We start from the raw sequence: 12,770 nt of genomic DNA on the forward strand, positions 1-12,770 counted from the left end.
CTGTGAAACAGAACTCCCTGAATGGATGGTTCAAGAGCGGCGCCCCAGGCGTCTGGATCAGCGGTGGCGCGGTGTCCATCGCGGTCATCATGACCATTGGTTTGCTGGCTGTGATTGCCGTGCGTGGCCTGGGCCACTTCTGGCCGGCCGACCTGATCCAGGCCAACTACAACGTGCCGGGCCAGGCCAACCATATCGTCATCGGCGAAGTGGTACAGAAAGAAGAAGTGCCGCGTGAGCGCCTCAAGAGCGCCGGCCTGCCGGTGCCGGACCAGGGGCCGGAATTCATGACCCGCGAGCTGATCAAGGTCGGCAACCGCGACTTGAACGGCAACGACTTCACCTGGATCGTCGGCGAATGGTTGAAGGACCAGACCAAGCCGGCCAACCTGATGGCCATTGAGCGTCGTGAGTGGGGCAACTTTTACGGCACCCTGGTCAACGTCAAGCAGGACGGCAAGGTCATCGCTGAAGGCGAGGCCGCATGGCCAGAGCTGCAAGCTCGCGTGGACCGTGTCAACAAGCTCGCCGCCCAGCTCAAGACCCTGGAAAAAACCGATATCGGTGCGATCAACGCCGGCCTGGAACGCATCCGCCTGCACGGTCGCAAACTGGAACTGGAAGGCAAGCTCGACGCCGCCGCCCAGGCCGATATGGATGCCGACCGCGCCGAACTGAATGCCCGCTACCAGGACATCGAGGCGCGCCTGGCTGACCTGCACGCTCAGTTCAACCGCGACGCCCTGACTGCCCGCGACGGCAACGGCAAGGAAGTGGAGATCGGCATCGGCAAGGTGGTGCACGCCTACCAGCCTAACGCCATGGGCACCCTGACCAAGATCGGCTTCTACTTCAGCAAGGTCTGGGAATTCCTCAGTGATGACCCACGGGAAGCCAACACCGAAGGCGGGATTTTCCCGGCCATCTTCGGCACCGTGATGATGACCCTGATCATGGCGATGATCGTGACCCCGTTTGGCGTGCTGGCGGCCGTGTACCTGCGTGAGTACGCCAAGCAGAACACTCTGACGCGGATCATCCGTATCGCCGTGAACAACCTGGCGGGCGTACCGGCCATTGTCTACGGCGTATTCGGCCTGGGCTTCTTCGTCTATGTACTGGGTGGTTCGGTTGACCGCCTGTTCTTCGCCGAAGCCCTGCCGGCGCCGACCTTCGGTACTCCGGGCCTGCTCTGGGCCTCGCTGACCCTGGCGCTATTGGCGGTGCCGGTGGTGATCGTGGCCACCGAAGAAGGCCTGGCGCGCATTCCTCGCACGGTGCGTGAAGGCTCCCTGGCACTGGGCGCGACCAAGGCGGAAACGCTGTGGAAGATCGTGCTGCCGATGGCCAGCCCGGCCATGATGACCGGCATGATCCTCGCCGTGGCCCGCGCCGCCGGCGAAGTGGCGCCGCTGATGCTGGTGGGCGTAGTGAAGCTGGCTCCGTCGCTGCCGCTGGACGGCAACTATCCGTACCTGCACCTGGACCAGAAAATCATGCACCTGGGCTTCCATATCTATGACGTCGGCTTCCAGAGCCCTAACGTCGAAGCCGCACGGCCGCTGGTGTACGCCACCGCGTTGCTGCTGGTGCTGGTGATCGCCACGCTCAACCTGTCGGCGGTGTGGATCCGTAACCACCTGCGCGAAAAATACAAGGCGCTGGACAGCTAACACGGCTCCCACAGACACAGAATTTGAGTAAGCCGCCCCGGCGGTTCAACGAAACGAATTGGTAGCACAGGGAGCATCCCATGCAACACGAAAACCAACCTCACGGCATCAACATGTCTGCCCTGGGTCGCGACAAACAGAGCCTGAGCCTGGCCCAGGAAACCGTGGCCATCGAAGTCCCGGGCCTGAGCCTGTACTACGGCGAAAAACAAGCGCTGTTCGACGTCAGCATGAACATCCCCAAGCAGCGCGTGACCGCCTTTATCGGCCCGTCCGGCTGCGGCAAGTCGACATTACTGCGCACGTTCAACCGTATGAATGACCTGGTGGACGGTTGCCGTGTGGAAGGTGCGATCAATCTCTACGGCACCAATATTTACCGCAAGGGTGAAGACGTGGCCGAGTTGCGACGCCGGGTGGGGATGGTGTTCCAGAAGCCCAACCCGTTCCCCAAGACCATTTATGAAAACGTGGTCTATGGCCTGCGCATCCAGGGCATCAACAAGAAGCGCGTCCTCGACGAAGCGGTTGAATGGGCTCTCAAGGGCGCCGCGTTGTGGGACGAGGTCAAGGACCGTCTGCACGAGTCGGCACTTGGCTTGTCCGGCGGCCAGCAGCAGCGTCTGGTGATCGCCCGTACCATCGCCGTAGAGCCGGAAGTGCTGCTGCTCGACGAACCGTGCTCGGCGCTCGACCCGATCTCGACCTTGAAAGTCGAAGAGCTGATCTACGAGCTCAAGTCCAAGTTCACCATCGTTATCGTGACCCACAACATGCAACAGGCGGCGCGGGTTTCGGACTACACCGCGTTCATGTACATGGGCAAGCTGGTGGAGTTCGGCGATACCGATACCCTGTTCACCAATCCGGCGAAGAAGCAGACCGAAGACTACATCACCGGTCGCTACGGCTAGGAAGCTGTGGTTCTGATTGCACTGACGCTGCGGTTCTCCGCACCTTACCGGACGCTCCAAGGACGCCAACATGATTAGCAAAGAAGGCCTTACCCATCACATCTCCGCGCAGTTCAACGCCGAGCTTGAGGAAGTGCGCAGCCACCTCCTGGCGATGGGCGGGCTGGTGGAGAAGCAAGTCAACGATGCTGTCACCGCGCTGATCGAGGCCGACTCGGGCCTGGCCCAGCAGGTGCGCGAGATCGATGACCAGATCAACCAGATGGAACGCAATATCGATGAAGAGTGCCTGCGCATTCTTGCCCGTCGCCAGCCGGCGGCCTCGGACCTGCGTTTGATCATCAGCATCTCCAAGTCGGTGATTGACCTGGAGCGCATTGGCGACGAAGCCACCAAGATCGCCCGGCGTGCCATCCAACTGTGCGAAGAAGGTGAAGCGCCACGCGGTTATGTGGAAGTGCGCCATATCGGCGACCAGGTGCGCAACATGGTGCGCGATGCCCTCGACGCGTTTGCGCGTTTCGATGCAGACCTGGCGTTGTCGGTGGCTCAGTACGACAAGGTCATCGACCGCGAGTACAAGACCGCCTTGCGTGAACTGGCCACCTACATGATGGAAGATCCACGTTCTATCTCGCGGGTCTTGAGCATTATCTGGGTGCTGCGCTCGCTGGAGCGGATCGGCGATCACGCGCGTAATATCTCGGAACTGGTGATCTACCTGGTGCGCGGTACCGACGTTCGGCACATGGGCCTCAAGCGCATGAAGGCCGAAGTTGAAGGCTCCGGCGATCAAACGCCTAATGTTCCAGGCGAACCTGACGATAAGTAAGGTTGCCCGTGAAATTAACGCCCGGCCATTGGCCGGGCGTTTTCGTTTGTGGCAGCTGAATTTTTTGCGCGGGCGGCGAATAAAGTCCGAACGTGACTGCAAGGTTTTGGCAAAATGCCATCAGTCAGGCGTACTGCCAGCCGAGGTTTTTATAGGATGAAGGGTCGATGAGCAAAGTCAGTGTATTGGTGGTGGATGACGCCTCGTTTATTCGCGATCTGGTGAAGAAGTGCCTGCGCAATTACTTCCCCGGAATCAAGATCGAAGATGCGGTGAACGGCAAAAAGGCGCAATCCATCCTGATGCGCGAAACCTTCGACCTGGTGCTGTGTGACTGGGAAATGCCTGAGATGTCCGGTCTTGAGCTCTTGACCTGGTGCCGCGAGCAAGCGCATCTGAAGGCCATGCCGTTCGTGATGGTGACCAGCCGTGGCGATAAGGAAAACGTGGTTCAGGCGATCCAGGCCGGTGTTTCCGGCTATGTCAGCAAACCGTTCACCAACGAGCAACTGCTCAACAAGGTCAAGCAGGCCCTGCACAAGATCGGCCGCCTCGACGCACTGATCGCCAGTGCGCCGACCAAGATGAACTCGGCCTTCGGCAACGACTCCCTGAGCGCCCTGACCGGCGGCAGACCCGAAGCGGTCAAGCCGGCTCCGGTGGCGGCACCCAGTAAAGGTCTGCTCAACACCCCACCCGTGAAGGCCCCAGCAGCAGCGGCGCCGGCTGGCAGTCGCGGTCAGGGCCAGTTGCGCCTCGCAAGCGGCACTCAGCAATGCGTGATCAAGGCCCTGAGCATCAAGGAAGCGTTGCTGGTGGTAAAGCGCGGCGACGTCCTGCCTCAGGTACTGGAAAGCGCCGTGCTCGACCTTGAGCAGGGCGACAACGCCGAAGTCGCACGCCTCAACGGCTACCTGCATGCCATCGTCGCCTACGAGCCCAAGCCCGACAGCGACTGGTTGCAACTGACCTTTCGCTTTATCGACCAGGATGCGCAGAAGCTGGACTACATCTCGCGCCTGATTGCGCGCGGTACGGCGCAGAAGCATTTTGTGCCGGGTGCCTGATGGCCTGAATCAAGCAATCGACCGGTTGTCTGATTCCTGCTAGATGGCTTGATTTATATCTGTACCGATATAGGCTCTCGATAACGCTTCAGTGTTGTCGAGCCTTTGCTATGCCTTGAAACAAAGCTGCCACGCCTTTGGTTGAGTCGTCGATTACGCTTTTTCTTTCCAGGAAAGGAGAAGTCAATGCCAAGGCACAAGGATGTGGTGTTTCTAGGAAGCTCGCTCAAGGATCTCAAGGATTTTCCTCTCGACGCCCGAAGGGCAGCCGGTTTTCAGTTGGATCTGTTGCAACAGGGTGAGCAGCCCTTCGATTGCAAGCCGATGAAAACGATCGGAAGGGGCGTCAATGAGATTCGGATCACTGAAGAGTCGGGAGCGTTTCGAGTGTTCTACGTGGTCAATCGGCCTGAAGCTGTCTATGTGCTGCACGCGTTGCGCAAGACCACACGGAAAACCGAAGGGCGGGATATCGAATTGGCGCGTGCCAGATTGCAGGAATTAGGTTAAGCCCATGACAAATCAAAAGTTACATACCGAACGTTTCAACTCTGTGTGGGATGCTCTGGAGGACACGCCAGCGCAAGCCGCCAATATGCGCCTACGCTCAAAGCTGCTGTTGGAGTTGTGCAACACCATTCGTAGCTGGGAGCTGTCCCAGAAGGATGCGGCGCTAAGGCTGGGTATCAGCCAGCCTCGCCTGAACGACGTACTCAACGGCAAGATCGACAAGTGTTCTCTTGATGCGTTAGTCAATCTGTCGGCCGCGGCGCAGATGAATGTGGATATCTGTTTCAACGCGCTGCCTGCGTGACGATCGTTTAGGTCGTCACGACGCTTGGGATATTGCCCAATTTTGCATTGGGCAATCGAAGGTCAGTCCAGCAGCAAGACCTTGGCCAGTACTATCTTGGGCCCTTTCATCTTCTTGATGATGATCCGCAAGCCTTCCACTTCCAGCACTTCCTCTTCTTCCGGCACGCGCTTGAGGGTGTCGTAGATCAGGCCGGCCAGGGTTTCGGCTTCGATGTGGTCCAGGTCGACGCCCAGCAGGCGTTCGACTTTGAACAGCGGCGTGTCGCCACGTACCAGCAGTTTGCCGGGCTGGTAGGCGAGGATGCCGCGTTCGGCCTTGCGGTGTTCATCCTGGATATCGCCCACCAGTACTTCCAGCACGTCTTCCATGGTCAGGTAGCCGATGATCTTGCCATCGGCTTCCTCCACCAGGGCGAAGTGCGCGCCGCCTTTGCGGAACTGCTCCAGCAGTTGCGATAACGGCATGTGCCGCGAGACGCGTTCCAGCGGGCGGGTCAGTTCGGCCAGGTTGAAGGATTCGGGAATATGGTCCAGGGCGGCCAATTCCAGCAGCAGATCCTTGATGTGCAACAGGCCCACGAACTCATTGCGCACCGCGTCATACACCGGGTACCGGCTGAATTTGTGGCGACGGAACAGCGCAAGAATCTCTTTGAGCGGGGCGTTGAAGTCCAGGGTCACCAGGTCTTCCCGGGAGTTGGCCCAGTCCACCACTTCCAGTTCGCCCATTTCCACCGCAGAGGCCAGTACGCGCATACCTTGGTCGCTCGGGTCCTGGCCACGGCTGGAGTGCAGGATCAGTTTGAGCTCTTCGCGGCTGTAATGGTGCTCATGGTGGGGGCCAGGCTCGCCTTGGCCGGCGATGCGCAGGATGGCGTTGGCGCTGGCGTTGAGCAGGTAGATGGCCGGGTACATCGCCCAGTAGAACAGGTACAGCGGCACTGCCGTCCATAGCGACAGCAGCTCGGGCTTGCGAATCGCCCAGGACTTGGGCGCCAGCTCACCGACCACGATGTGCAGGTAGGAAATCACGAAGAAGGCGGCAAAGAACGACACGCCCTTGATCACTTCCGGCGACTGCACGCCGATTGCGCCCAGCATTGGCTCGAGGATGTGCGCAAAGGCCGGTTCACCGACCCAGCCCAGGCCCAGGGACGCCAGGGTGATACCCAGCTGACAGGCCGACAGGTAGGCGTCGAGCTGGCTGTGTACGGTGCGCAGGATCTGCCCGCGCCAACCGTTCTTGTGGGCGATGGCCTCGACCCGCGTGGCGCGCAGTTTGACCATGGCAAATTCCGCCGCAACGAAGAAACCGTTGAGCAGTACCAGGATCAGTGCAAAAAGAATCATGCCGAAATCGGCGAAGAGTGTAGCGAGGGTAATGCCAGGGGAAGGGTCCATGATGGGGTTTTGCAGGTTCCGTGTGTTCAATAAGGGATGACAGGTGAGCCTGAAAGGCAGGCGCAAGTCGGCCAATGTAGCGGCTGACGGGGCGCTTGCCTAGTGCCCGCTGCCGGGCGGGGCAAGGAACCTGTTCTCCAAAAGCATACAAATCCAATGTGGGAGGGGGCTTGCCCCCTCCCACATTTAGATTTGTGCTGTATTTGAGTTATTCATCATTGTCGATCACTGGCGAACGCGTTACCTGCGTTGTCGGAAAATGGCAGGTAAACGTACTGCCATGCCCCAGCACGCTGCTGATTTCCAGGCGCGCCCGATGGCGCAACAACACATGCTTGACGATCGCCAGGCCGAGCCCCGTGCCGCCGGTGTTGGAGTTGCGGCTGGAGTCAACGCGGTAGAAACGTTCGGTGAGGCGCGGCAGATGCTTGGCGTCGATGCCGATACCCGAGTCCTGCACGCTCAGGTGCGCGCCCTGTTCGTCGGCCCACCAGCGAATACGGATATTGCCCTTGTCCTGGGTGTACTTCACCGCGTTGAACACCAAATTGGAGAACGCGCTGCGTAACTCGCCCTCACTGCCCTTGAGCAGCACCGTCGGGTCGGCTTCCAGGGTGATCTGCTGGCCGCGTTCGCCGGAGAGCGCCTGGGCGTCATTCTTGATGGTGTGCAGCAGGCTTTGCACTGCCACCGGGTGGTTATCCGAAGGGTAATCGGTGGCTTCAAGCTTGGCCAAAAGCAGCAAGTCGTTGAGCAGGGTCTGCATCCGCGAGCCTTGCTGCTGCATCTGCTGCAGGGCGCGGCTCCAGCGCGGGTTGATCTCGTCGACGTTGTCCAGCAGCGTCTCCAAGTAGCCGCAGATCACCGTCAGCGGTGTGCGAAGCTCGTGGGAGACGTTGGCGACGAAGTCCTTGCGCATCTGTTCAAGCTGATGGATGCGGGTCACATCACGCACCAGCATCAAGTGCTCATTGTTGCCATAGCGCGTCAGGTACAGCTGGATGCGTACGCGGTCGTTGGTGGGCGACGGGATTTCCAGGGCTTCTTCGTAGTTGTCCTGCTCGAAGTATTCCTTGAAGCGCGGGTGGCGCACCAGGTTGGTCACCGGCTGGCCGCTGTCCTGTGGCGTCTTGAGACCCAGCAGGGTTTCGGCGGCGCGGTTCCACCATTCCAGGTTGCCGTCGCTGTCGAGCATGATCACGGCGTCCTTGAGCGCCGCGGTGGATTCCTGCACCCGGTCGATCACCGCTTGCAGGCGCCCGCGTACCCGTTGGTCGCGGCGTTGCAGGTGGTAGATGCTGTCGAACACCTCGCCCCACAGGCCATAGCCATCGGGCGGCGCCTCGTCGGGTTTGTGCTGGCGCAGCCATTCATGCAGGCGCAGCAATTGTTTGAGGGTCCAGCCCAGGTACAACGCGATGCCGGCGGCCAGGCTCCAGCCGTAATAGCCACTGATCAGCCCGACCAGCAGGCAAGCAGTGATCAACAGAAGCATGTGGCGGATCAGGGTGCCATGCCAGTTCTGGTTCACTTAAACATGCGTCCTTGTCAGCTGTTAAGGGAGGAAGGGGCTGGCTCAGCTTTTGGTGGAAAACCGATAGCCGGTGCCGCGCACGGTTTGTACCAGATTCTCGTACGCGTCGCCCAAGGCTTTGCGCAAGCGGCGGATATGCACGTCCACGGTGCGCTCCTCCACATACACATTGCCGCCCCACACCTGGTCCAGCAATTGGCCGCGGGTGTAGGCGCGCTCCTGGTGGGTCATGAAGAATTGCAGCAATCGGTATTCGGTCGGGCCCATCTCGGCGGGCTTGCCGTCGATGGTCACGCGGTGGCTGATCGGGTCCAGAATCAGGCCGTCGACTTCGATCGGCGCTTCGCCATCGGTCGGGCCGGCACGGCGCAATACGGCTTTGAGGCGCGCCACCAGCTCCCGAGGGGAAAAAGGTTTGGTGATGTAGTCATCGGCGCCCACTTCCAGGCCCTGGATCTTGTTGTCCTCTTCACCCTTGGCGGTGAGCATGATGATTGGGATATCCCCGGTCAGTTCGTCACGCTTGAGGCGCCGGGCCAACTCGATGCCGGACGTGCCGGGCAGCATCCAGTCGAGCAGGATCAGGTCCGGCTTGCGGTCGACGATAATGGCGTGGGCCTGCTGGGAGTTTTCCGCCTCCAGGCAGTCATAGCCGGCCATTTCCAACGCAACGGCGATCATCTCGCGAATGGGCGCTTCGTCGTCAACAATCAGAATGCTCCTGCCAACCATGCTCAAAATCCTCTTGTCATTTAACTGTCTTGCGCCGCATTAGATAACGGAATTATTGCAGTCGTGTGACAGTAATTTAGTCGCTTGGGCAATTCAGGGCACTCTGGACTACCCTTTGGGTCCGAATCCTGACAACCACAAAAGGAAGGTTCCGATGACTTACAGCACGATTTCCTGGAAAGCCCTGCTGCTATCCGCAGCCTTGGCGCTGCCAGGCCTGGCGTTTGCGGCAGAGCCTGCGATGACTAAAGACGGGATGTGGGTGGATCACAAGGGCATGACGCTCTACACCTTCGACAAGGACGCCGATGGCAAGTCAGTGTGCAAGGACCAGTGCGCGACCAACTGGCCGCCGTTGAAGGCCGAGTCCACCGACACCACGACCGGTGACGGTGAGTGGACGGTGATCACCCGCGACGACCAGACCAGCCAGTGGGCCTACAAAGGCAAGCCGGTCTACACCTACAAGGACGACAAGAAAGCCGGTGACAAGACCGGGGATGGCAAGGGTGGCGCCTGGCACATCATCAAGCCTTAAGTCTGCGGCGCTGCTGAATCCATCGGGGGCAAGCCCCCTCCCACACTTGAATGTATTCACACATCAAAATGTGGGAGGGGGCTTGCCCCCGATGGCGTCAGTCCTGCACTACCGAACCGCGTAATCCACCACAATCCCGACAAAAATCGCCAACCCCGCCCAATGGTTATGCAAGAACGCCCTGAAGCACTTCATACGGTCCCTGCCCCGGGTGTACCAGAACTCCCAGGCAAAACAGCCCGCCGCCGCCAGCAACCCCAGTTGGAACCAACCCCCCAGTTCAAACCGCGTGCCGGCCAGCAACAGGCACACCAGCGACAGCCCTTGCAGGGTCAGGATGATCACGCGATCAGCATCACCAAACAGAATGGCGGTGGATTTCACCCCGATCTTCAAGTCGTCATCACGGTCGGTCATGGCGTAATAGGTGTCGTAGCCCACGGTCCACAACAGGTTGGCGATATACAGCAACCACGCGGTAGCGGGCAGATGGCCGGTCTCGGCGGTAAACGCCATCGGCATGCCCCAGGAAAACGCCGCGCCCAGCACTACCTGCGGGTAATAGGTGTAGCGCTTCATGAACGGGTAGCTGGCTGCCAGCGCCAGGCCGCCCAGGGATAGCAGGATAGTGCTGGCGTTAGTCAGCAGCACCAGCAGGAAGCTGATACCCATCAGCACGGCAAAAAACACCAATGCCTCTTTCGAGCTGATCTTGCCGCTCACCAGTGGGCGTTGCTCGGTGCGCTTCACATGGCCATCGACCTTGCGGTCAGCCCAATCATTGATCACGCAGCCACCGGCGCGGGTCAGCACCACGCCCAACACGAAAATCACGATATTAAGCAGCGACGGCGAACCCTTGCCGGCGATCCACAGTGCCCACAATGTCGGCCACAGCAACAGGTAGATGCCGATGGGCTTGTCCATGCGCGTCAACTGAATGAAATCCCAGGCCCTGGGGTTCAGGCGGTTCAAGGACTTGAGCAAACGTTGATACATCAGCAGTTCTCCGGATGGTCATGCAGCGCGTGCCAGAAACTCGGCAGGAAGACTTCTGCCACCAGCACGCTCAGCGCGCCGCGATCGAAGCGAGAGCGGCGCGCCCACAAACCGTCGGTCTGGTCCGCTGCCGGCAGGCATGGGCGAGGGTAATGGCACACTTCGATGGCCTGGCGGGTAAAGGCGCGGTCGCAGAACAACAGCTCCCCCAGCGAGCGACTGCCCAGCTCGTCCATGTGCAGCCCGTCGCCCTGCAAGGCACTGCGCGCCGCCACGCTGCGGGCAAACACCCACGGCTGGTCATGCCCACGCAGGTACACCTCGCGCACCCAGCCGATGCTGGCCGGGGCCAGGCCCAGGGCGGCACATTCATCGTCGCGCAATGGCTGCCAGCCTTCGAACAGCGGCGTCACGCTGAAACCGTCGTTGGACAGCCCTGTCAGCCGTCGCGTCAGCGAGCCTTCGTCAAACAGCCAGTTGAGGGTCAAGGGCGTGGGCAAGGGACTCAGAAGGCTCTGGGTCAGCCATTGGCAAGCATCGGAAGGGGCGATTGAGTGCGGCACGGTGAGTCAGTATTGGCAGCAAAAGAGGCGGCGAGCTTACCATGGCACCCTGAACTTTTGCCGCGCCAAACCGGCCGTTTGCGTCGATCGTGCTTGCATCTGCCGGCCTCGATCAGTACAAAACGCCCTGAGCCGTGCGGCAACGCTGGATCCATCGACCGCCGGCCAAAATGCCTGGACTTGAGGAAGCACGTAATGAAGAAGTGGCAATGTATCGTCTGTGGCTTGATCTACAACGAAGCGGACGGCTGGCCGGATGACGGAATTGCTCCGGGCACGCTGTGGCAAGACGTCCCGGAAGACTGGCTGTGCCCGGACTGCGGCGTGGGCAAAATGGATTTCGAAATGATCGAAATCGGCTAATTCTTAGTTTAAGACACGTACTACAAGGAGAAAGGAATGAACGCACCCGTCGTGATCATCGGCACAGGGTTGGCCGGTTACAACGTAGCCCGGGAGTTTCGCAAGCTCGACAGCGAGACCCCATTGCTGCTGATCACCGCGGATGACGGGCGCTCCTACTCCAAGCCCATGCTCTCCACCGGCTTTGGCAAGAACAAGGAAGCCGATGGCCTGAGCATGGCCGAACCCGGCGCCATGGCCGAGCAGCTCAAGGCCGAAGTGCGCACCCATACACGTGTCAGCGGCATCGACGCAGGCCACAAGCGCCTGTGGATCGGCGAGGAAGCGGTGGCCTACCGCGACCTGGTCCTGGCCTGGGGCGCAGAAACCGTGCGCGTACCGGTTGAAGGCGATGGTGCTGAACTGATTTTTCCGATCAACGACCTGGAAGACTACGCGCGCTTTCGCGCCGCGGCTGCCGGCAAACGTCGCGTGTTGTTGCTTGGCGCTGGCCTGATCGGCTGCGAATTTGCCAACGACCTGATCCTCGGCGGCTATGAAATCGACCTGGTCGCACCCTGTGAGCAGGTCATGCCGACCCTGCTGCACCCGGCGGCTGCCGCAGCGGTGCAAGCCGGGCTGGAAGGCATCGGCGCGCGTTTCCACCTGGGCCCGGTGCTCAATCGCCTGCAACGCACGGCTGATGGCCTTGAGGCGCACCTGTCGGACGGTGATGTGATCCACTGTGACCTGGTGGTGTCCGCCATCGGCCTGCGTCCTCGTGTAGACCTGGCCGCCGCCGCCGGCCTGCAAATCAATCGCGGGATCATGGTGGACCGTCACCTCAAGACGTCCCACGCCAACATCTACGCCCTGGGCGACTGCGCCGAGGTCGACGGCTTGAACCTGCTGTACGTGATGCCACTGATGAGCTGCGCCCGTGCCCTGGCGCAAACCTTGGCCGGCAACGCCACGGCGGTGAGCTATGGGCCTATGCCGGTCACCGTGAAAACCCCGGTCTGCCCGCTGGTGGTGTCACCTGCGCCACGGGGCACCGAAGGTGTGTGGAGCGTCGAAGGGCAGGGCGCCGACATCAAGGCCCTGTGTCGCGACGCCAGCGGCCGCCTGCTGGGATACGCGCTGACCGGCAGCGCCGTCATGGAAAAACTGGCCCTGAACAAAGAACTTCCGCCATTGCTGGCGTAAATGCCAGCCGTTCTGTCGGAATCAGCACCGTTTCGCCTGTAGAAAGGTCGCCGGGAGACTGGCGGAGCGTGCGAGGGCGTGCCATCCTCACTCCCGTCTGCCGCAGAGTAGAGCCTGCGGCGCCTTGGGCGCTGCTCCACCAGAGAGCAGCAC

14 protein-coding genes are annotated in these 12,770 nt (G+C 60.5%); 9 read left to right on the top strand and 5 right to left on the bottom strand.

Features of this window, described 5'->3' with window-relative positions:
* The first annotated feature begins 2 nt into the window (after positions 1–2).
* From pstA to TK42_RS10075, 6 genes are all read left to right on the top strand, one after another.
* Positions 3–1,673, top strand: coding sequence for a phosphate ABC transporter permease PstA (pstA, locus tag TK42_RS10050; protein ID WP_032878679.1), 1,671 nt, complete (start codon positions 3–5; stop codon positions 1,671–1,673).
* Positions 1,674–1,753: 80 nt separating this feature from the next.
* Positions 1,754–2,587, top strand: a complete 834-nt coding sequence (pstB, locus tag TK42_RS10055) for a phosphate ABC transporter ATP-binding protein PstB (protein ID WP_005792533.1) — start codon at positions 1,754–1,756, stop codon at positions 2,585–2,587.
* Between the two features lie 70 nt (positions 2,588–2,657).
* Entirely contained in the window at positions 2,658–3,419 is a 762-nt protein-coding gene (gene phoU / locus TK42_RS10060; protein ID WP_032878680.1) for a phosphate signaling complex protein PhoU, read from the top strand.
* Between the two features lie 167 nt (positions 3,420–3,586).
* Positions 3,587–4,486 (top strand): response regulator, encoded by a 900-nt coding sequence (locus TK42_RS10065; protein WP_032878681.1) that lies wholly within the window; start codon positions 3,587–3,589, stop codon positions 4,484–4,486.
* 186 nt (positions 4,487–4,672) lie between these two features.
* Positions 4,673–4,996 carry a type II toxin-antitoxin system RelE/ParE family toxin gene (locus TK42_RS10070; protein ID WP_005792530.1) on the top strand — a complete coding sequence of 108 codons (324 nt, stop codon included), beginning with the start codon at positions 4,673–4,675 and terminating at the stop codon, positions 4,994–4,996.
* Between the two features lie 4 nt (positions 4,997–5,000).
* On the top strand, positions 5,001–5,300 hold the full coding sequence (locus TK42_RS10075; protein ID WP_005792529.1) for a helix-turn-helix domain-containing protein: 300 nt from the start codon (positions 5,001–5,003) through the stop codon (positions 5,298–5,300).
* A gap of 62 nt (positions 5,301–5,362) precedes the next feature.
* Here the strand turns inward: TK42_RS10075 and TK42_RS10080 are convergent, their stop codons facing one another.
* The 3 genes from TK42_RS10080 to phoB all read right to left on the bottom strand — a co-directional run bounded on the left by TK42_RS10080 (position 5,363) and on the right by phoB (position 8,969).
* The gene (locus TK42_RS10080; RefSeq protein ID WP_005792528.1) at positions 5,363–6,703 is read right to left on the bottom strand and encodes a hemolysin family protein; all 1,341 of its coding nucleotides are present in this window, start codon (positions 6,701–6,703) and stop codon (positions 5,363–5,365) included.
* A gap of 208 nt (positions 6,704–6,911) precedes the next feature.
* The gene (gene phoR / locus TK42_RS10085; RefSeq protein ID WP_236648093.1) at positions 6,912–8,198 is read right to left on the bottom strand and encodes a phosphate regulon sensor histidine kinase PhoR; all 1,287 of its coding nucleotides are present in this window, start codon (positions 8,196–8,198) and stop codon (positions 6,912–6,914) included.
* Between the two features lie 81 nt (positions 8,199–8,279).
* On the bottom strand, positions 8,280–8,969 hold the full coding sequence (gene phoB, locus TK42_RS10090; protein ID WP_005792526.1) for a phosphate regulon transcriptional regulator PhoB: 690 nt from the start codon (positions 8,967–8,969) through the stop codon (positions 8,280–8,282).
* Positions 8,970–9,123: 154 nt separating this feature from the next.
* Between phoB and TK42_RS10095 the strand changes: the two genes are divergently transcribed.
* Complete coding sequence (locus tag TK42_RS10095; protein ID WP_103734134.1) at positions 9,124–9,507, top strand: hypothetical protein; 384 nt, start codon at positions 9,124–9,126, stop codon at positions 9,505–9,507.
* Between the two features lie 108 nt (positions 9,508–9,615).
* Here TK42_RS10095 and ubiA read toward each other — a convergent pair whose 3' ends face one another.
* Positions 9,616–10,506, bottom strand: coding sequence for a 4-hydroxybenzoate octaprenyltransferase (gene ubiA / locus TK42_RS10100; protein WP_103734135.1), 891 nt, complete (start codon positions 10,504–10,506; stop codon positions 9,616–9,618).
* A complete protein-coding gene (locus tag TK42_RS10105) occupies positions 10,506–11,069 on the bottom strand; it encodes a chorismate lyase (RefSeq protein WP_103734136.1) in 564 nt (187 codons plus the stop codon). The genes ubiA and TK42_RS10105 overlap by 1 nt, the downstream gene beginning before the upstream one ends.
* Positions 11,070–11,264: 195 nt before the next feature.
* Between TK42_RS10105 and TK42_RS10110 the strand changes: the two genes are divergently transcribed.
* Together TK42_RS10110 and TK42_RS10115 are read left to right on the top strand one after the other, a co-directional pair.
* Positions 11,265–11,432, top strand: a complete 168-nt coding sequence (locus TK42_RS10110) for a rubredoxin (protein WP_002555879.1) — start codon at positions 11,265–11,267, stop codon at positions 11,430–11,432.
* A 36-nt stretch (positions 11,433–11,468) separates the two neighbouring features.
* On the top strand, positions 11,469–12,617 hold the full coding sequence (locus TK42_RS10115; RefSeq protein ID WP_103734137.1) for an NAD(P)/FAD-dependent oxidoreductase: 1,149 nt from the start codon (positions 11,469–11,471) through the stop codon (positions 12,615–12,617).
* Positions 12,618–12,770 lie beyond the last annotated feature (153 nt).

This window comes from Pseudomonas sp. GZJR-8, assembly GCF_002916705.1.
GTDB lineage: Bacteria > Pseudomonadota > Gammaproteobacteria > Pseudomonadales > Pseudomonadaceae > Aquipseudomonas > Aquipseudomonas synxantha_A.

What these genes read in the sequence shown, in the direction of transcription:
- ubiA (WP_103734135.1), bottom strand. Translation starts at nt 10,506, where the DNA reads ATGTATCAACGTTTGCTCAAGTCCTTGAACCGCCTGAACCCCAGGGCC.
- TK42_RS10115 (WP_103734137.1), top strand. Translation starts at nt 11,469, where the DNA reads ATGAACGCACCCGTCGTGATCATCGGCACAGGGTTGGCCGGTTACAAC.
- TK42_RS10065 (WP_032878681.1), top strand. Translation starts at nt 3,587, where the DNA reads ATGAGCAAAGTCAGTGTATTGGTGGTGGATGACGCCTCGTTTATTCGC.
- phoR (WP_236648093.1), bottom strand. Translation starts at nt 8,198, where the DNA reads ATGCTTCTGTTGATCACTGCTTGCCTGCTGGTCGGGCTGATCAGTGGC.
- TK42_RS10070 (WP_005792530.1), top strand. Translation starts at nt 4,673, where the DNA reads ATGCCAAGGCACAAGGATGTGGTGTTTCTAGGAAGCTCGCTCAAGGAT.
- pstB (WP_005792533.1), top strand. Translation starts at nt 1,754, where the DNA reads ATGCAACACGAAAACCAACCTCACGGCATCAACATGTCTGCCCTGGGT.
- TK42_RS10080 (WP_005792528.1), bottom strand. Translation starts at nt 6,703, where the DNA reads ATGGACCCTTCCCCTGGCATTACCCTCGCTACACTCTTCGCCGATTTC.
- TK42_RS10110 (WP_002555879.1), top strand. Translation starts at nt 11,265, where the DNA reads ATGAAGAAGTGGCAATGTATCGTCTGTGGCTTGATCTACAACGAAGCG.
- TK42_RS10095 (WP_103734134.1), top strand. Translation starts at nt 9,124, where the DNA reads ATGACTTACAGCACGATTTCCTGGAAAGCCCTGCTGCTATCCGCAGCC.
- TK42_RS10075 (WP_005792529.1), top strand. Translation starts at nt 5,001, where the DNA reads ATGACAAATCAAAAGTTACATACCGAACGTTTCAACTCTGTGTGGGAT.
- phoB (WP_005792526.1), bottom strand. Translation starts at nt 8,969, where the DNA reads ATGGTTGGCAGGAGCATTCTGATTGTTGACGACGAAGCGCCCATTCGC.
- phoU (WP_032878680.1), top strand. Translation starts at nt 2,658, where the DNA reads ATGATTAGCAAAGAAGGCCTTACCCATCACATCTCCGCGCAGTTCAAC.